The following is a 17,747-nucleotide window of genomic DNA, read 5'->3' on the forward strand; positions in this document are numbered from 1 at the left end:
GCCTCCGTTCCGGGCGATCGGCCCGGGACGATCCGAACCGGATTCCCGAAATCGAACGGAGTGGTGTGGATATGAGGAACCGTCGGTTATGGACGCGCGTGCTTTCGGCGTTCGCGCTCGTCGCGGCGGTCATCGTGGGCAGCACGATGAGCGGCGCGACGACCGCCGAGGCCAAGCCCGCGTGGGGCTGGGGCAACGGCCACTGGTCCTGTTCCGGTGCGCCCGTGCCCGCGGGCTGGGTCATCACGGGCTACGACAGCAAGGGTTGCAACTTCGCGGGCTCGTGGTACCAGCAGCCGGTCTCGGACGGGATATGGACGTGTTCCGGCTCCCCGGTCGTCCCCGGCTACGTGATCACCGGGCACCAGCAGAGCGGCTGCAACGGGATCGGCTCCTGGCGGCACAACCTGGTCCATGACGGGATCTGGACGTGCTCCGGCTCCCCGGTGGTCCAGGGCTACGTCATCACGGACCACCAGCAGAGCGGCTGCGGCGGCATCGGTGCCTGGCGGCACAACGTCGCGCGTGACGGCATCTGGACGTGCTCCGGCTCGCCGGTCGTCCAGGGGTACGTCATCACCGACCACCTCCAGGCCGGCTGCGGCGGTATCGGTGCCTGGCGGCACAACACCGCGCGCGCCGGGTTGTGGGCGTGCCCGGGGTCGCCGGTCCCGGCCGGCTTCCGGTCGGCGAGCTACCAGCCCGCCGGCTGCCACGGACTCGGCGCCTGGGTCCTCGTGCGGGCCTGACGCTCCGTCCGTAGGCCGCCGGCTCGGCGTCGCGTCGCGAGAGCGGTGCGACGCCGAGCCGGCGGCCGTCGTTCAGCGGGGGCTGCTGTTGATGATGGCTATCGCGAGCAGGACCCCGACGACGATGTTCGCGATTTCCAGCCAACCGAAGATCTTGGCGCGCTTGGCGTACTTCTCGCGGTCGTACGGGTCGATGGCGGTCCTGGCGCGGCTGCGGTTGGTCAGCCACAGGGCGATGAAGATGATGTCGAGCACGGTGAACTCCTGTCGGCCGGTAAGTGGTTGACGGTCAGCCGAGGTGGGCGAGGGCCTTCCCGGCGAGTTCGGGGCCCGGGATGTCGGCGTTCTTCGAGAGGGACACGGCCTCGTGCCGCAGCTCCACCACCGTGGCGCCCTGGCGGATCACCATGAGCTCGGTGGAGAAGACCAGGGGCCCGGTGCCCTGGTTCGCCCGGACCACCACGGAGCCGTCGCCGGCCGACGGCAGCGGGGCGAGCGTGGCGTAACCGCGGACCTCGCCGGTGATGACGTGGGTGGCCGGGTCCCGGGTCGAGCCGCTGGACGGGCAGGCGTGGACGCTCGCGGCGACCGCCTTCAGGACGGCGCCGGCCTCGGGCGTACCGGCCGTCGCGGTGATCCGCTCGGTGATGTGGTCGCCGTCGCTCCGGAAGTCGACGGTGGCCTGCTCGCCGGTCGCGCGCAGGGCCTCGTCGAGGGCGGGGCAGCCGAGTGACTCCGGCACCGACTGCCCGGACCTGGTGAAACCGGGCGGTACGTCGCCCGCGTCGATGAGCTGGTCGGCGGGGTGGCGGGGCGCGCGTGGCGCCGATGGTCCGCAACCGGCTGCCGCCGGGGCGGTGAGCGCGCACAGCCCCGCGAGGACCAGTGCGCCTTTGGTGAAGCCGGACAACTGCACTGCGGGGCTCCTCTGGTGAGCCGGGTCGTGGCACCCCGTCGGGTACGGCGCAGGGTGCGCGTCCAGCATGGAGGCGTGCACCGAGGGTGTCAACTGAGATGAATCCCAAGGAGATTCAAATTCACGGCAGTTGATGCCATGTCGACTCTCCTTCGTGTGCCCCCCGGCGCACCTGCGCCACCACCGCCGAGCGCGCGAACGCCCTCGACACCGTGACCAGCCAGGCGGTCTCGGCGGCGAGGTCGGGCGCGAGCTCGCGCGGCGAATAGCCCGTGCCGTCCACGGCGGGACGGCGCCCCGCGGCCGCCGACTCCAGCGCCGCCGCGAGGACGGCGGCCTCCACGACGGCCGCGTCCCCCGCGCTCGCCTCGGCGGCCCACCCCGGTACCCGCGGATCGACGTGGGCCCGCAGCGTGAGCTGGCCGTCGCGGATCTCGATGACGCGCCGGTACAGCGCGAACTCCGGGTTGCGCAGCGGCCCGCCGAGGCCCAGCACCCCGACCTCGGCGGTGAGCGAGATCTCCGGCACCGCCGAGTGCAGCGCGGACCATAGCGGTTCGAGCCGCCGGTAGTCCCGCCAGGCCCCCACCCGCCGCGCCGAGCGGGTCAGGAAGGCCGCCCACACCGCGAGCGTCATGCCGCCGATGCCGAAGAGCAGCGTGAGCAGGGCGATCGGCGCCGCGACGGCGTCCTCGGCGATCTCCTGGCGTCCCGTCGTCAGCGCCTCCCCCAGGGGCACCACGCTCAGCGCCGACCAGGCCAGTCCGAACCCGGCCCCGGCGACGACCAGCCGCAGGCCGATCCGCGGCAGCCCGGGCGCGACGTCCCCGGCGGACCGCAGGATCGCCACGCCGAACACCGCGACGCACCAGCAGCCGTGCACCGTGAACAGCGTGTCGTACAGCGTCAGCGGCAGCCGCCCGCCCGGACCGGCCGTCAGCTCGGCGCCCACCGGCCGGACCCCGCCCGCCAGGTACGCCGCCGCGGTCGCCGCCACGACGGCCGCCGAGCCGAGCGCCTGCCGCCGGACGGCGGCCGGGCCCGACGCGGCCGGCCGCACCGCGTACCCGAGGAGGGCGATGGCGCACTCCGCCCCGAGCTTGAGCGAGTTGCCGAGCAGCGGGACGAACCGCGCGGCGGCCTCCCACGGCACGGCGGCCCGGGTGGCCGGGGCGAGCACCGCGATGGCCGTGCCGATGCCGAGGATGAATGACATCAGCCGGCGTTCTCCGGGGCGCCGGGACAGCCCGCGGGTCAGCACCAGTCGTGCGGCCGTCGCCAGCACGGCGAGCGCGCAGACCAGGTAGTCGACGGTGCTGCTCAAGGGGCCGTCCGGGCGGGGTCGGATTCCGCCATGGCCATCGTCTCCCTCCCCACCCGACGGAACTGCCTGGACACCCATGGTAGTCGCCGAAGCTCCGGCGCTTCCAGGGCGGTTGACGGACGGGGATGCGGGCCCCGTCCGCCGGCGTCCGCTTCGGTGACGGTGTCTCCAATCGACGGAAGGCCGCAGTGTCAAAGTCCCGGTCAGCGGTGTGGGACGGCATGGGACGCGCGCGACCGGCCTTGCGCCGCAGCGGTGTTCGGGCAGACTGACGGGGCCGGTGGCAGTGGATCACGTCCTGCCGGCGGCTCTCGTTCGACGAATCATCACGGACCTGGAGAACCTCCTGTGCGAACCCTCCTCCCCGCCCGGCGCCGGTTGTCGCTGGGCCTGGCCTTGGCGGCCGTCCTTACCGGCGTCGGCGCGTACACCGCCTCCGCGGCCTCCGCACCGACCCCGATAGCCCTCACCTCCTCGTCCTGCCCGGCCGACATGCAGCAGGGCGAGGCTGACGGCTGCGTCACCCAGCTCCAGCTGGAGCTCAACCTGACCGGCGCTCAGATCACCGTGGACGGGCAGTTCGGGCCGGCCACCGACACGGCCGTGCGCACCTTCCAGGCCGGGCACGCCCTGGCCGTCGACGGCATCGTCGGCCCGGCCACCAAGTCGGCGCTCGACTCGGCGGCCGCCGCCTCCCGCACCGTCGACCTGCGCACCCAGTGCGGCGACCTGCAGACCGGCGCCACCGGCCCGTGCGTCACGACCCTGCAGACGATGCTGAACAAGTTCGGCGCCGGCCTCACCACGGACGGGCAGTTCGGGCCGGCCACCGACACGGCCGTGCGCAACTTCCAGGCCTCGCACGCCCTGACCATCAACGGCATCGTCGGCACGGCCACCAAGAACGCCCTCTACGGCAGCACCCCCACCCCGCGGCCCAGCGGCCCCATCGACCCCGCCAAGGTCCTCAACGCGGCGAAGTCCTACCTGGGCGTCCCCTACGTGTGGGGCGGCGGCCACTCGCTGCGCGGCGAGGGCCCCGGCCCGTCGCTCGGCACCTGCGACGGCTACAACGGCTCCATCCAGCCCTGCCCGGCCAACACGACCGTCGGCCTGGACTGCTCGGGCCTGGTCCGCGCGGCCTACTGGTTCGGCGCCGGCATCGACCTCGCAGGCGGCGGAGACACCAACCAGCAGACCCGGGACCAGCACCTCACACCGATCGCCGAGTCCCAGCGCCGGCCCGGCGACGTCGAGTACTTCGGGACGGACGCCCACACCACCGTCCACGTCGTGCTCTACGCCGGCACCGACCCCGCCACCGGCGCGGACATGATGTACGAAGCCAAGGAGACGGGCACCGACGTCCACTACGTCGGCCTGCGCACCGGCGGCTACTGGTACCACGTCTCGGCCTGACGGCTGCGGACACCGCGCGGGTGGCGGCGGCGGCCGTCGCCCGCGCGGTGCCGCGTCAGCCGTGGCCGTCGAGCACCGCGTCCAGGTCGCCGCCGGCGGCGACCACGACGGAACGCTGCGGGTGCGCCCGGACCGTCACTCGAAGCGCGTGGGGTCGCCGGCCCCCCGTCGGACGATCTCCGGCTCGCCGCCCGAGAAGTCGACGACCGTCGTCGGTTCCGTGCCGCAGTCGCCCGAGTCCACCACGGCGTCCAGCACGTGGTCGAGGCGCTCCTTGATCTCCCATCCCTGTGTCATCGGTTCGTCCTCACCGGGGAGAACCAGGGTGCTGGAGACCAGGGGCTCGCCGAGTTCGGTGAGCAGGGCCCTGGTGACGGCGTGGTCGGGGATCCTGACTCCCACCGTCTTCTTCTTCGGGTGCATCAGGCGGCGGGGAACCTCCTTGGTGGCAGGGAGGATGAAGGTGTAGCCGCCCGGCGTCGCGGCCTTGACGGCACGGAAGACGTTGTTGTCGAGCTGGACGAACTGCCCCAGCTGCGCGAAGTCCACGCACATCAGAGTGAAGTGGTGGTGCTCGTCGAGACGCCGGATCGATCGGATCCGGTCGAGGCCGTCCCGGTTGTCCAACCGGCAGCCCAGCGCGAAGCAGGAGTCGGTCGGGTAGGCGATGAGGGCCCCGGACCGGAGGCTGGCAGCCACGGTGCTGATGGTGCGCGGCTGGGGTGACTCTGGGTGCACGTCGAAGTACTTTGCCATTGGCCGACCCTACGGGATCCCGGCGGCCGACGGGCGCAGCCACGATGGGGGGCTCAGCGCGACGGCGTGAAGTCCGTGAGGCGTTCGAGGCTCTCGGCGACGGCGGCGAAGCCGTAGGCGAGCATCTCGTGCTCGTACGCCTCGACGGCGGTGCGCAGGTCGGCCTCGCCGCGGTGGACGGTGGTGAGGGTGCGGCAGAGGAGGGCGGCGTCGCGCAGGGCGGTGTTGGCGCCCTGGCCGGCGCTCGGGGGCATGGTGTGGACCGCGTCGCCGAGGAGGGTGACCGGGCCGGTGCCCCAGTGCGGGACGGGCTTGGCGTAGCGCACCGTCAGCGGTGAGCTGTTGACGACGTCGGACCGGCGGACGAGCTCCACGAGGTCGGGGTGCCAGCCGTCGAGGAGGGCGAGCAGCCGGTCGCGGACGGTCGCCCAGTCGTCGCGGACGCGGGCGGTGGTCAGCGGCTCGGGCAGGGTGACCACCCAGCGCAGGTAGCTGTCGGTGTCGGGGAGTGCGACGTCGGGGGCGAGCTCGGCGGCCGCGAGCTTCGGCGGGCGGCGGAACTCCATGCGGCCGAGCAGCATGCTCAGCCCGGGGCCCTGCACGAGGGTGCCGAAGCCCGGGACGAGGGCGGCGAAGCGGTCGGTGAGCGGGGTGCGTCCGAGGAGGGCGTTGCCGGGGACGTCGACCACCTTGGCGTCGGGGAGCAGCCGGCGGCGCACGGCCGAGCCGACGCCGTCCGCGCCGACGAGGAGGTCGCCCACCGCGCCGGTGCCGTCGGAGAAGCGGGCCTCGACCGTGCCGTCCGGCCGCTCGGTGTAGCCGGTGACGGCCTTGCCGAACTCGACGCGCTCGCCCAGCCCGGCGAGGAGGATCTCCCGCAGGACGCGCCGGTCGGCGGCCGCCCCGCCGTCGGCCGCGCCGAGCCGGCGCAGCTCGGTGAGGTGCTGGTCGACCACCCGCCGCTCGCCGGCCAGGGGCCCGGTGACGGCGTCGAGCAGTCCGTACAGGCGCGGCGGCAGGCACTCGCGCAGGGCTCCGAGCCCGTGCTCGTTCAGGCCGATGCGGAATCCCTGGTACCGGCTGTCCGCCGCCCCCTCGCGCTCGTACACCCGGACGTCGATCCCGGCGCGGACCAGCCCCTGCGCCAGGCACAGGCCGCCGATTCCGGCCCCGGCCACGACCACCCTCATGCTGCGCTCCTCGTGATCGTTCATGGGCATCAGCATGTCGGAGCGGGGCACCGGGCGGCAGGACATCGCGTCATCGGTGGGACATGACAGGTGTCACACGTCCCGCGGGCGCCGGGCGGCGGCCTCGGTCCGCGAGCCTGGCGGTGGTCTTCTTCGTGGTTCGGCCTTCCGCGGCGGCGACGCGACAACGACCGGCGCCGCCCATGGCGGAGGCCGCCTCCGGTGGGGGACGGAGGCGGCCTCCTGGGGGAATTGGCATGGGGGATCGGCGTGGGGGAGACGGTGGTTCAGGCGGGCAGGCCGACGGCCCGTTCACGCCCGCGCCGCTGCTGGATGACGACGGCGACGACGAGCAGGAGCCCCTGGGCGACGTTCTGCCAGAAGGAGTTGATGCCCTGGACGGTGAGCCCGTTCTGCAGCGCGCCGAGCAGGGCGACGGCCAGGAGGGTCCCGGCGATGCCGCCCTTGCCGCCCTTGAGCGCGCAGCCGCCGAGCGCGGCCGCGGTGATGGCCTGGAGCTCCAGGCCCTCGCTGCCGGAGGTCGGCTGCCCCGAGCCGGTGCGGGCGGTGAGCAGGACGCCCGCGACGGCCGCGACCATGCCGGTGAGCGCGTACACCGAGAGCAGGTACTTGTTGAGGTCGATGCCGGCCAGCCGGGCGGCGGTGGGGTTGCCGCCGAGGGCGTAGATGTTGCGGCCGATGTCGGTGTAGGTGAGCAGGACGTGCACGGCGGCGGCGACCAGGATGAGGATCCACACCATGGTCGGCAGGCCGGCGATCTTCCCGCGGCTGAGGAAGACGAACAGCGGGTCGCCGAGGACGTAGCCCTGGGCACGGCCGTCCGAGATCAGCTGGGCGACGCCCTTGTAGGCGGCGAGCCCGGCCAGGGTGGCGATGGTCGGGTTGACCCGGCCGTAGATGATCACGACGCCGTTGAGCAGGCCGACGGCGGCACCGGCCAGTACGGCCGCGCCGATGCCGAGCGCCGCGCTGGAGCCGGTGGACGTGAACACCATCGCGCTGACCACGGAGGCGAGGCCGGCCTGGGAGCCGACCGAGATGTCCAGGCCGCCGCAGATGATCACCACGGTCTGGACCACGGCGAGCAGCCCGGCGATGGTCACCGCCTCGGCGATCACCTGGATGTTCTTCCAGCCCAGGTAGTTGAGGTTGAGCGAGCCGAACAGCGCGAGCACGGCCGCGAGGGCCAGCAGCAGGATGAGGTTCTGGCCACCGACGGCGCCGAGCACGGCCCGCGCACCGGTCGGCCGGGCGGGCCCGGCGGGGGCCTGCGGCCGCTGGTCGGCGGTGGCGGAGGGGGTGGTCATCGGGCAACTCCGGTGGTGGGGTCGGTGGTGCTGGAGGGGCCGAGGTCCTCCGACATGGCCAGGGCGAGGATCGCCTCCTCGGAGGCCTCGGCGCGGCCGAGTTCGCCGGTGATCCGGCCGTTCTGCATGACGAGGATCCGGTCGGCCAGGCCGAGGACCTCGGGCAGCTCGGAGGAGATCACCAGGACGGCGACGCCGTCGCGGGCCAGGTCGGCGATGATCTGGTAGATCTCGGCCTTGGCGCCGATGTCGACGCCGCGGGTCGGCTCGTCGAGGATCAGCAGCTCGGGGCGGCGGGCCAGCCAGCGGGCGAGCACGACCTTCTGCTGGTTGCCGCCGGAGAGCGTGCGGACCTCGGTCTCGATGGAGGGGGCGCGGACCCGCAGCCGGTCGGCGTACTCCTGGGCCAGCTGCTTCTCGGCGCCGCGCCGCACGAACCGCCGGCGGCGCAGCCGGTCGAGGCTGACCAGGGAGGTGTTGTCGCGGATGGTGCGGTGCAGGAAGAGCGCCTGTGCCTTGCGTTCCTCGGGGGCGAGCCCGAGGCCCGCCCGGATCGCGTCCTTGGGCGAGCGCAGGCGCACCGCGGTGCCGCCGAGGAGGACCTCGCCGGAGCGGATCGGCGCGTCCCCGGCGAGGGCGAGGGCCAGTTCGGAGCGGCCGGCGCCGATGAGCCCGGCGAGGGCGACGACCTCGCCGGCCCGGACCCGGAGGCTGACGTCGTGCACGTCGTCGGTGGTGACGCCGCGCACGTCGAGCACCACGCGGTCGGTGGCGACGTCCTGACGGACGAACAGGCCGGCCAGGTCGCGGCCGACCATCAGCCGGACGAGCTCGCGCTCGTCGGTGCCGTCGGCGGGCAGGACGCCGGTGAGGGTGCCGTCGCGCAGGACGGCGATCCGGTCGGCGAGCCGGAATATCTCCTTCATCCGGTGCGAGACGTAGATCACCGCGATGCCCCGGTCGCGCAGCCGGCCGATCAGGGCGAACAGGGCCTCCACCTCGTGCTCGGAGAGCGAGGAGGTGGGCTCGTCGAAGGCGATCGCCCGGGGCGGCACGGCCCCGGTGAGCGCGCGCATGATCTCGACCAACTGGCGCTGTGCGGCAGTGAGTTCGGAGCCGAGGAGGTCCGGGTCGAGGACCTGGTCGAAGCCGAGCTCGGCCAGGTCGGCGGTGATCCGCCGGCGCAGCTCGGCCCGGTCGAGCCGGCGGCCGGCCCTGCGCGGCAGGCTGCCGGCGTAGACGTTCTCGGCGACCGACACGTGCGGGATGATCTCCGGCTCCTGCGGGATGATCCGGATGCCCGCGCGGCGCGCGTCGGTGGGGGAGGAGAGGTCGAGCGGGGCGCCGTCGAGCAGGACCCGCCCCTCGGTGGGGCGGTGGTCGCCGCTCAGGATGCGCAGCAGCGTCGACTTGCCGGCGCCGTTCTCGCCCATCAGGGCGGTGACCTGGCCGGGCGGGAACTCGACGGTGACGTCGTGCAGCGCCCGGACGCTGCCGAAGGTCTTGCCGACGTTCTCGGCGACCAGGCCCCGGCCGGGCCGGGGGGACGGCCCGGAGCCGGGTGGGGACTCGGGTGCGGTCATTCGTGCCTCGCTGGAGGTGCTGGGGGGTGCCGTGGGTTTCGTGGGTGCGGTGGGCCGTGCGGCGGCGTCAGCTGCAGGTCATGCCGGTGCTCTGCCAGGTCGAGGCGTCGACCATGGTGGTGGGGGCGAAGGCCTCGGCGGGGAAGTCCTTGCTGTTCTTGAGCTTGTCGTACATGGTCTGGACGGCCAGCGCGCCGACGTCCTTGCCGTTGATGAACAGGGCGGCCTTCATGCCGGAGGGCTTGCCGCTGGTCCAGTCCTTGCAGGCGAGGTAGGCGCCGAGGCCGACGCCGTCGATGTCGTCGGGGCTGACGCCCGCGTTCTGCAGGGCGGTGACGGAGCCCTGGACGTTCTCGTCGTTGCAGCCCCAGACCACCCAGTGCTTGACGCCGGGGTTGGCGGTGAGGGTGGCGGCGGTCTTGTCCTGGGCGCCGGTGGGGGTGTTGTCGGTGGCGACGTCGATGTTCTTGACGTCGGCTCCGCCGGCGGCGGCGAAGGCGGCCTTGGCGCCCTTGATCCGGTCGCCGCACACGGTGACGTCCTGCTTCCAGGCGGAGATGGTGCGGGTGTCGGCGGGGTTCCAGCCGGCCTTCTTGAACTCGGCGGCGGCCCGCTTGCCGACCTCGCCGCCCATCTGCTCGCCGGAGAAGCCGACCCGGGCGACGAGGTCGCCCTTGCCGCAGGAGGCGGGCGCGGGGCCGGTGGCGCAGATCTGGTCGTCGGAGGTGAGCAGGGCGACGCCGGCATCCTTGGCGGTCTGCACGACCTGGGGGCCGACGGCCGGGTCCGGCACGACGACGATCAGCCCGTTGCTCTTGCGGGCGATGGCCGACTGGACCTCGCTGACCGTCTTGTTCGCGTCGTTGCCCAGGTTCACGACCTTGAGGTCCACGCCGAGCTCGGCGGCCTTGGCCTTGGCGCCGGCGGCCTCGCCGACGAAGTACTCCTGGTCGCCCTGCTTCTGCAGGTAGGTCAGCGAGATCTTGCCGTCGACCTTCGCCACGGTGCCGGACGACGACTCCTGGCCGGTCGAGCACCCGACGGCGCCCACGAGGGACACGCAGCCCAGGACGGCGACGGACAGGACACGACTGCGGCGGATGAACATGCGGAGACTCCCGGTCAGGAGAGGAGGATGGGGGAAGTGATCGCGGAACAGTTCCCGCGGTCCGAGCTTGTGAAACAGCAGCACTTGAATCAAACATAATCGATCAGAAGCAAACTTGATCAAACGTGCTCGCACAGGAAACTCCCGGTCCGGACTTTCGTCAAGGGTCTTCGATGCGCTCGCGTCAATTCGAGACGTTCCCGTTATCCGCAGGGGCCGTGCAGGCCCCGCCCCGCTCTCCCGGCCGGGAGAGCGGGGCGGGTGCAACTACAGCCGGTGGAGCCTCAGTTGACGGCATCGGTGACGACGACCTCGCCCACCAGCTCGGCCGCGGCGGCCCGGCGCTCGCCGGACAGCCCGTCATCGGCGACCAGCACGTCCACCTGGTCCAGGGCCGCGAAGCTTGCCAACCCGACGGTGTCCCACTTGGTGTGGTCCGCGACCACGACCACCCGCCGCGCGGAGCCGATGAACGCCCGGTTGGTCTCCGCCTCGGCGAGGTTGGGCGAGGTCAGCCCGGCCTCGGCGGAGATGCCGTGGCAGCCCAGGAACAGCACGTTGACGTGCAGCGAGCGGATCGCCTGGTCGGCGAGCGGGCCGACCAGGGCGTCCGAGGGCGTGCGGACCCCGCCGGTGCGCAGCACGGTGATCCCGGCGCCGGTGGCCGGCCCGGGGTGCTCGAACACCTCGGCGATCCTCAGCGAGTTGGTCACCACGGTGAGCCCGTCCACCGCGGCCAGCTCCCGGGCGACGGCGTGCGTGGTCGTGCCCGCGCCCAGGCCCACGGCCATGCCGGGGCGCACGAGTTCGGCGGCGGCCCGGGCGATCGCCTCCTTCGCCGACAGCTGCCAGGAGGACTTCGCCTCGAAGCCGGGCTCCTGGCTGTTCGGGGCGCCGGCCGGGACGGCGCCGCCGTGCACCTTGTCGAGCAGGCCCTGGCGGGCGAGGGCGTCGAGGTCCCGGCGGACGGTCATGTCCGAGACGCCGAGTTCCCGGGTGAGTTCGTTGACCCGCACCCCGCCCCGCTGCCGGAGCCGTTCGAGGATCACCGCGCGCCGTTGCCGCGCCAGCAGCTGTGCGTTGTCGGTCACGTGGCACTCCTGAGCGCGCATGCACGCGGACGCGGCCGGGGCCGCGCCCACCCGGCGGTGTGCGGACGGGGATGGTGCAGGGTCAGGACAGGGTCGTCCAGGACTGGCCGGCCGCGGCGGAGTTGGGCTGGTCGGTGAGGACCGCGGAGGCGGCCGCCGGGTTGGCGGCGTCCAGCGCCAGGCCGGTCGCGACGTTGGTGACGGCCAGTGCGCCGGTCGAGGTGTTCTGGAGGACCCGCCACTTCTGGTAGGCGTTGTTCGGGTCGTAGCCGTTGGTGACGTACGCGGCCGCACCGGCCGTGCCCGGGGCGGTGAGGGTGCCGTGGACCTGGGTGCCGGTCGAGCAGTTGTCGGTGATGCGCACCGTGCCGTCGGCGTTGGCGGCGAAGTTCCACTGCTCCGAGGTGTGCGTGTTCCACCACGTGTTGACGTCGACGGCCGCGCCGTCCGCCGAGCTGCACGTGCCCTGGACCTCCAGGGCCTCGCCGCCGGTGCCGCCCGCGCTGATCGCGTGGTACCTGCCGTCGCCGGTCACCGCCGCCGGGGTGGACGCGGCCTGCGGGGTGAGGCGGAACATGGCGACGCCGTGCGCGGCGACCCAGTTCCCGCCGACGGTGCCGCCGGCGGCGACGGTGCCGGTGGCGCCGGTCCACAGCTCCTTGTACGTGTAGCCGCCGTTCAGGCCGAGCGAGGCGAGGGTGCTGCCGATCATCTGCCAGTTGTTCGGGTCCTGGTTGACCAGCAGGACGGCCGTGTCGCCGCCCGCCAGCGGCCGCTTGAGGACCACCGGCGCGGTGCTGCTCGCGGGCGGGGCGCCGACGAGGGTGGCGGGCTTGGCGAGCGTGTCCTGGTCGACCCGGACGACGTCGGCGTTCTTCATGATCGCGAGGCTGGAGGCGGTGATGCCGGTGGACCAGCTCGCGCCGGTGCTGTCGGTGTGCCAGGCGTCGGCGTAGTTGCGCAGGTCGGCGCCGGAGATGAGCGGGGAGGCCATCATCGACAGGATCGACAGCTCGGTGCGCGACTCGTCGTCGGTGAACGGCTTGTGGCACGCGCAGGTGTCGGAGACGCCCCACGAGCCGTAGACGTCCTGCCAACCGGCGAACATCATGTCCATGTCGTTCCAGCTGCCCGGGCGGACGTTGCCCGGGTACTGCAGGGCCGTCTGGAGCTGTCCGCCGTACAGCACGCCGTTCAGGTCGCTGCCGCGGTCGCCGCCGATCCGGCAGAGGTTGGCGACCTGCCCGCACCACACGCCGGTCGGGGCGTAGCCCGGGGACTGGTACGCCGGGGTGCCGGCGGCCCGGATCACCGGGTCGGTGCGGGCCGGGTCGTTGGCGTCGAGCAGGTACGGCACGCCGGTGTGCACGGGTTGGGCGGAGACGCTCAGGGTGACTTTCGGCCTTCCCTGCGCGGCGGAGGCGGCGTCGAGGGCGCGTTGGAAGGTCTGCACCCGGGCGTACATGGACCGGGTGAGCTCCTTGCCCTCGCCCTGGGTGTAGTAGTTGTGGCCGTCCGGACCGGTGATCTGCGGGCCGTACGGGCAGTCGTCGTACTTGACGTAGTCCACGCCCCAGGCGACGAAGTCGCTCGCGTCGGTGCTCTCGTGGCCGAGGCTGCCGGGGTGCATCTGGCAGGTGAGGTAGGTGTCGGTGCCGTAGAGGCCGAGCTTCATGCCCTTGCTGTGGGCGTACCAGGACAGGTACTGGATTCCGTTGACGGTCTGTCCGTTGACGGTCTGGGACGGGAAGGTGTCCGGGCGTGGGGCGAGGTGGCCGGAGGTGGGGTCGTTGCCGGTGCCGTCGGTGCCGCTGACCGGGTTCCCGGAGGCGTCGTAGAGCTGCATCGAGCCGTAGGACGTCCGCACGATGTCGGTGGTCTGGCCGTCGCGGTGCCACAGCGACCAGCCGTCGTCGATGGTCACGGTGTTGTAGCCGGCCGCCACCAGGCCGTTGGCGGACATGAAGTCGATGGTCTGCTTGACCTGCTGCTCGGTCACGTTGGTGCCGAGCGAGTTCCAGGAGTTCCAGCCCATCGGCGGGGTGAGGGCGGTGCCGTTGTCGAGGGCGGCGGCGGGGGTGGCCGTGCCCAGCGCGACGGCTCCGAGGCCGGAGGTCGCGAGGGCGAGGGACAGCAGCGCGCCGAATGTGCGCATGCGTGGACGCATGGGTGCTCCAAGGTGGGGGGCAGGTGGGGTGCCAGAGCGAACTCCTGTTGGAATGTGTTGAGTCGTGTCGGGAGTCGACAAGGCCGTGCTCAGGTTTCAACAGGAGTAGGCGCAGGCTAGTGGCTCGACCCGATTCGGCTCAAGGGGCATGCACAGCAGGATAACGAGCTGGTATCGGCCAGAAGTTCACTGGGCGTCAGGCCTTGACGGGCGGGTGAACGTGGCGTTTCCTGTCACCGCCACGTTCGATCGCGTTCGTTTATGAGTGTTTGAACGTTCAAATCACCAAGCCCCCACCCTGGAGCATCCATGCGCCTGCGCCTGTGCACCTCCGGCGTCGCCGCCTTCGCCCTCGCGCTGACGGGGTGTTCGCCGGACCCGCCCGCCCCGGCGGCGCACGGCCCGCTCACCATCACGTTCCTGCAGAAGCAGGGCGACCAGGGCTACTTCGTCGACGAGGCGGCCGGCGCCAAGGCCAAGGCCGCCGAACTCGGCGTCGACCTGACCGTCGTCGACCTCGGCAACGACCGCGACCGCGCGCTCAAGGAGGCCGGGGCGGCGGTCGACAAGAAGACGCGCGGCCTCATCGCCGTCGTGCCCGACCCGTCCGTCGGCCCCGACCTCGTCTCCCTCGCCCGCAAGGCCGACGTCCCGCTGCTCTCGACGGACGACCAGCTCTGCGCCGACTACCCCGATCCCGGCGCGTGCTTCGCCAACGGACTGGTCCCGCGCGTCGGTTTCGACGGCGCCGGCATGGGGGCGGCGGTCGGCGAGCGCGCGGCCGTCGAGTACGGGAGGACGGGCTGGAAGACCGCCGACACCTGGACGCTGTCGATCGCGAACGACGACATCCCGGTCTGCCGGGACCGCGTGAACGCGGCGGCGGCCGCGTTCTCCGCCCACGCCGGTGCCGTCCTGAAGAACGTGAAGGTCTGGGCCGCCAACACCGTCGATGACGCGCGCAAGAGGACCGCCTACACCCTCTCCACGAGCCCCGGCGTCAGGCACTGGGTGGTGTGGGGCTGCAATGACGAGGACGTGGAGGGTGGCATCAAGGCCCTGGCGGACGCGGGCTTCGGGCCGGAGAACGTCGTCGGCGTCGGCATCGGCGCGTACCTGGCCTGCAAGGACTGGCGGTCCGGCAAACCGGCGGCGATGCGGGCCGCGCTCCTCATCAAGGGCGCGGCGGTCGGCGCGCTCGCCGTGCAGCAGATGGCCGACCGGCTGCGGGAGAACAAGGAACTCCCGCACGAGACCATCGTCCCCACCACCATGGTCGATCCCGCCAACTGGCAGGCGTCCGGCCTCTCCTGTGCCTGAGTCCGTACCCGGGTCCGCGCCTGGGCCTGCACCGGACCGGACCCGCCGACAGGGCCGCTGAGCAGCGCTGTAGGCTGCTCCGGCCCAGCCGGGCTCCGGCACACCCTTGGCAATCAGGAGTCGATCGCGCATGTCCGCCCCCGCGAAGCGCCGCAAGGTCAACCTGTCGCAACAACGCGTGGTCGGCAGCCCGTTCGGGCCCGTCCAGATCAGCCACGACCGCTGGCCATCCGTCATCGCCCGCGTGAGCGGAGCCGGGATACCCGCCGTCACGGCGCTGCCGGACCGCGACCGCGGAGGGCTGACGATCAACGGGCAGCACGTGCCCACGGCGCTGGGCACCCGCGGCTGGGATCCGCGCCGGAAGGCGCGCACCCGCACCGCCCTCGTCGGCGCCCGCGGCTACGAGCTGCGGCCGACCGCGCTGTGCCGGGCCGAGCTGCGGCGTGACGGCGTGGTCATCGGTCGGGCGCAGGGCACCTTCCGCTCGTACTCCCCTTTCCGCGGGATCCCCGGGATCGACGCCGTCGTGACGTGGTCGCCGGGCGTCGACCCGACCGACGTCGCGATCGGCCAGGCCATGGTGGTGGCCTTCGGTGCCGGGGCGCCAGGCGCGATCCAGCGGTGCCTCATGTTCTGGCTCGACTGGATCAATTGACTCCTGTTCGGGGCGGGAGTGACTCCGGCGCGGAGCCCTGGATGGCGCGGACGATCCGGGTGGCCCAGTCGGCGGGGCGTTCGTGGCCGAGGAGTGCGGAGAGCCGGTCCATGCGGGTCCGGCGTTCGGCGGCGGAGAGGGCGAGGGCCCGGGCCAGGACGGTGCTCAGGTCGTCGGGTGAGCGCGGGTCCGTGAGGAGGGCCGCGTCGCCGAGCTCGGTGGCGGCGCCGGCGTGCCGGGAGAGCACCAGGACGCCCGGCGTGCGGGCGGGCAGTGCGGCCTGGGCGGCGACGAACTCCTTGGCCGTCAGGTTCATCCCGTCCTGGAGTGAGGTCACCCAGAGCACGTCGGCCGTCAGGTACTCGTCGACGACCGCGGCGGCGGGCAGAATGCCCGGCAGGTAGTCGACCGGCTGCCAACCATGGTGCCGCCAACGGTCGTTGACCTCGTCGATGCGCTGTTCCAGGTGCCGGCGGGTGGCGTCGTAGGCGGTGATGCCGGGCTCCGGCGGCGGGCAGACCAACCGGAAGACGAGCCGCCCGCGCAGCTCGGGCCGTCGCTCCAGCAGGCGGTCGAGGGCGTCGACCTTCTGGACCGGCGCCTTGGCGTAGTCGAGGCGTTCGACCGAGAGCACCACCCGGGCGGCGGCCGGGCGCGGCCGTGGCCGGCGGAGCCGGGCGAGCCGTTCGACGGCGCTCCGGTCGATGCCGAGCGGGTGCACCTCGGTGCGGGGGGAGTGCGGCGAGAGTGCGCGCCGGAAGCGGTCGGCGAATGCGGTGGTGTGGAAGCCCGCCCAGTCCAGGCAGGCGAGGGAGGCGCGCAGTTCGGCGGCCATCGGCAGGGTTGCGAAGACCTCCGGCGACGGGAACGGGGTGTGGTGGAAGAGCCCGGTCCGGAGGTCGGGGCGGGCGGAGCGCAGGAGGCCCGGGACGAGCCACAGGTTGTAGTCGTGCAGCCAGACGGTGGCACCGGGAGCGGCCTCGGCGGTGATGTGCTCGGCGAAGCGCGCGTTCACCTCCCGGTAGGCGGCCCAGGCGCGCCGGTCGAGGACCGACCGCTCGGGCTCGGACATCAGCACCGGCCACAGTGTGTCCTTGCACGCCCGGTGGAAGTAGCCGGTCCACTGCGCCGCGCTGAGCGGCACGAGGGAGAGCGGCAGCCCGGTGGGGTGCGGGCGGTCGGCCGCCCGGTCGCCGCCGGCCAGGGCGGTGACCCAGACGCCCGGCAGGCCGTCGGTGAAGGCACTGGTCAGGGTGGGCAGGATGCCGTTGGGGCTGCCGGGCGGCTGCCACGTGGTGCCGTTCCAGTGCATCGGCGGCCGGTGGTAGGCCACCACCACGGAGTGCCGACGCCGGGGGCGGTCCGGGTCGGGGGAGACCCACCCCAGGTCCTGCAGCACCGCGTGGATCCCGGCCGCGCCGTTCTGCCGGGGCCGGCGGACCAGCGGGTCCGCCGCGACCGCATCGAGCAGGGCCGCCTCGGCGCCGCCGACGACCACGCCGTGCGCGCCGATCCGGAACAGCGACAGGTCGTTGAGCGAGTCACCGGCCACGAGGATGTGCTGCGGCGTCCAGCCCAGCTTCCCGGCGAGGGCCCGGAGGGCGTTGCCCTTGGACGCCCCTGACGGCAGGACGTCGAAGTAGCGGCCCGCCGAGTACTCCCAGCCGCAGCCGAGCGCCCGGACGGCGTCGGTGACCTCGCGGGTGAGCCGCTCGGGGGGCACGTGGTAGGAGCAGCGGCCCTCCTGGACGACGCCGAACTGGTAGGTGAGCCCGGGGAAGCGGCGCAGCGCGGCGCGGATGCGGGCCGGCCCCGGCCAGCCCGCGCGCAGTTGCTCCTGGAGCGGGTCGACGGGGGAGAAGTCCGTCCCGTCGGCGACGGTGGCGCCGACGTCGGCGATGATCCAGCGCGGGCGCGGGACGAGCGGGTCGCGCAGCACGTCGCGCACGGAGGACAGTCCCCGGCCGGTGGCGAAGACGAGGGTCACCTCGGGGTGGCGGGCCAGTGCGTCGCGCAGGCGACGGCGCTCCTCCCGGGTGCCGCCGAGTAAGGTGCCGTCCAGATCGGTGACCAGAACCCCTGAGACCGGTGACATCCGTGACATCCGTCGGACGCTAGCACGATCGCTCAGCAGCGTG

15 protein-coding genes are annotated in these 17,747 nt (G+C 72.9%); 4 read left to right on the top strand and 11 right to left on the bottom strand.

The window, feature by feature from the left end; all coding sequences use genetic code 11:
* Positions 1–98: 98 nt before the first annotated feature.
* Positions 99–749: a hypothetical protein gene (locus ACWCXH_RS08105; protein WP_449800514.1), complete on the top strand. Its 651-nt coding sequence runs from the start codon at positions 99–101 to the stop codon at positions 747–749.
* Positions 750–821: 72 nt separating this feature from the next.
* Here the strand turns inward: ACWCXH_RS08105 and ACWCXH_RS08110 are convergent, their stop codons facing one another.
* From ACWCXH_RS08110 to ACWCXH_RS08120, 3 genes are all read right to left on the bottom strand, one after another.
* Complete coding sequence (locus tag ACWCXH_RS08110) at positions 822–1,004, bottom strand: hypothetical protein (protein WP_449800515.1); 183 nt, start codon at positions 1,002–1,004, stop codon at positions 822–824.
* A 34-nt stretch (positions 1,005–1,038) separates the two neighbouring features.
* The gene (locus tag ACWCXH_RS08115; protein ID WP_449800516.1) at positions 1,039–1,665 is read right to left on the bottom strand and encodes a hypothetical protein; all 627 of its coding nucleotides are present in this window, start codon (positions 1,663–1,665) and stop codon (positions 1,039–1,041) included.
* Between the two features lie 121 nt (positions 1,666–1,786).
* Positions 1,787–2,989 carry an MAB_1171c family putative transporter gene (locus ACWCXH_RS08120; RefSeq protein WP_449800517.1) on the bottom strand — a complete coding sequence of 401 codons (1,203 nt, stop codon included), beginning with the start codon at positions 2,987–2,989 and terminating at the stop codon, positions 1,787–1,789.
* 348 nt (positions 2,990–3,337) lie between these two features.
* Here ACWCXH_RS08120 and ACWCXH_RS08125 point away from each other — a divergent pair, with 348 nt between their 5' ends.
* Complete coding sequence (locus ACWCXH_RS08125; protein WP_449800518.1) at positions 3,338–4,408, top strand: C40 family peptidase; 1,071 nt, start codon at positions 3,338–3,340, stop codon at positions 4,406–4,408.
* A 135-nt stretch (positions 4,409–4,543) separates the two neighbouring features.
* Here ACWCXH_RS08125 and ACWCXH_RS08130 read toward each other — a convergent pair whose 3' ends face one another.
* The 7 genes from ACWCXH_RS08130 to ACWCXH_RS08160 form a co-directional block, all read right to left on the bottom strand.
* Positions 4,544–5,164 carry an L-threonylcarbamoyladenylate synthase gene (locus ACWCXH_RS08130; RefSeq protein WP_449800519.1) on the bottom strand — a complete coding sequence of 207 codons (621 nt, stop codon included), beginning with the start codon at positions 5,162–5,164 and terminating at the stop codon, positions 4,544–4,546.
* 53 nt (positions 5,165–5,217) lie between these two features.
* Positions 5,218–6,378, bottom strand: coding sequence for an FAD-dependent oxidoreductase (locus ACWCXH_RS08135; protein ID WP_449800520.1), 1,161 nt, complete (start codon positions 6,376–6,378; stop codon positions 5,218–5,220).
* A 263-nt stretch (positions 6,379–6,641) separates the two neighbouring features.
* Positions 6,642–7,682, bottom strand: a complete 1,041-nt coding sequence (locus ACWCXH_RS08140; RefSeq protein ID WP_449800521.1) for an ABC transporter permease — start codon at positions 7,680–7,682, stop codon at positions 6,642–6,644.
* A complete protein-coding gene (locus ACWCXH_RS08145) occupies positions 7,679–9,265 on the bottom strand; it encodes a sugar ABC transporter ATP-binding protein (RefSeq protein WP_449800522.1) in 1,587 nt (528 codons plus the stop codon). Before ACWCXH_RS08145 ends, ACWCXH_RS08140 begins: the two co-directional genes overlap by 4 nt.
* Before the next feature lie 67 nt (positions 9,266–9,332).
* Complete coding sequence (locus ACWCXH_RS08150) at positions 9,333–10,373, bottom strand: substrate-binding domain-containing protein (protein WP_449800523.1); 1,041 nt, start codon at positions 10,371–10,373, stop codon at positions 9,333–9,335.
* A 284-nt stretch (positions 10,374–10,657) separates the two neighbouring features.
* Positions 10,658–11,464, bottom strand: a complete 807-nt coding sequence (locus tag ACWCXH_RS08155) for a DeoR/GlpR family DNA-binding transcription regulator (protein WP_449800524.1) — start codon at positions 11,462–11,464, stop codon at positions 10,658–10,660.
* A gap of 82 nt (positions 11,465–11,546) precedes the next feature.
* Positions 11,547–13,631: a glycoside hydrolase family 27 protein gene (locus ACWCXH_RS08160; RefSeq protein ID WP_449800525.1), complete on the bottom strand. Its 2,085-nt coding sequence runs from the start codon at positions 13,629–13,631 to the stop codon at positions 11,547–11,549.
* A 309-nt stretch (positions 13,632–13,940) separates the two neighbouring features.
* On the opposite strand from ACWCXH_RS08160, the gene ACWCXH_RS08165 reads away from it, so the two are divergent.
* On the top strand, positions 13,941–14,951 hold the full coding sequence (locus ACWCXH_RS08165; protein WP_449800526.1) for a substrate-binding domain-containing protein: 1,011 nt from the start codon (positions 13,941–13,943) through the stop codon (positions 14,949–14,951).
* Positions 14,952–15,081: 130 nt separating this feature from the next.
* Complete coding sequence (locus ACWCXH_RS08170) at positions 15,082–15,609, top strand: hypothetical protein (RefSeq protein WP_449800527.1); 528 nt, start codon at positions 15,082–15,084, stop codon at positions 15,607–15,609.
* Here ACWCXH_RS08170 and ACWCXH_RS08175 read toward each other — a convergent pair.
* Complete coding sequence (locus ACWCXH_RS08175) at positions 15,602–17,704, bottom strand: HAD-IIB family hydrolase (RefSeq protein WP_449800528.1); 2,103 nt, start codon at positions 17,702–17,704, stop codon at positions 15,602–15,604. The genes ACWCXH_RS08170 and ACWCXH_RS08175 overlap by 8 nt on opposite strands.
* Positions 17,705–17,747: the final 43 nt, after the last annotated feature.

Source organism: Kitasatospora sp. NPDC001660 (genome assembly GCF_053596725.1).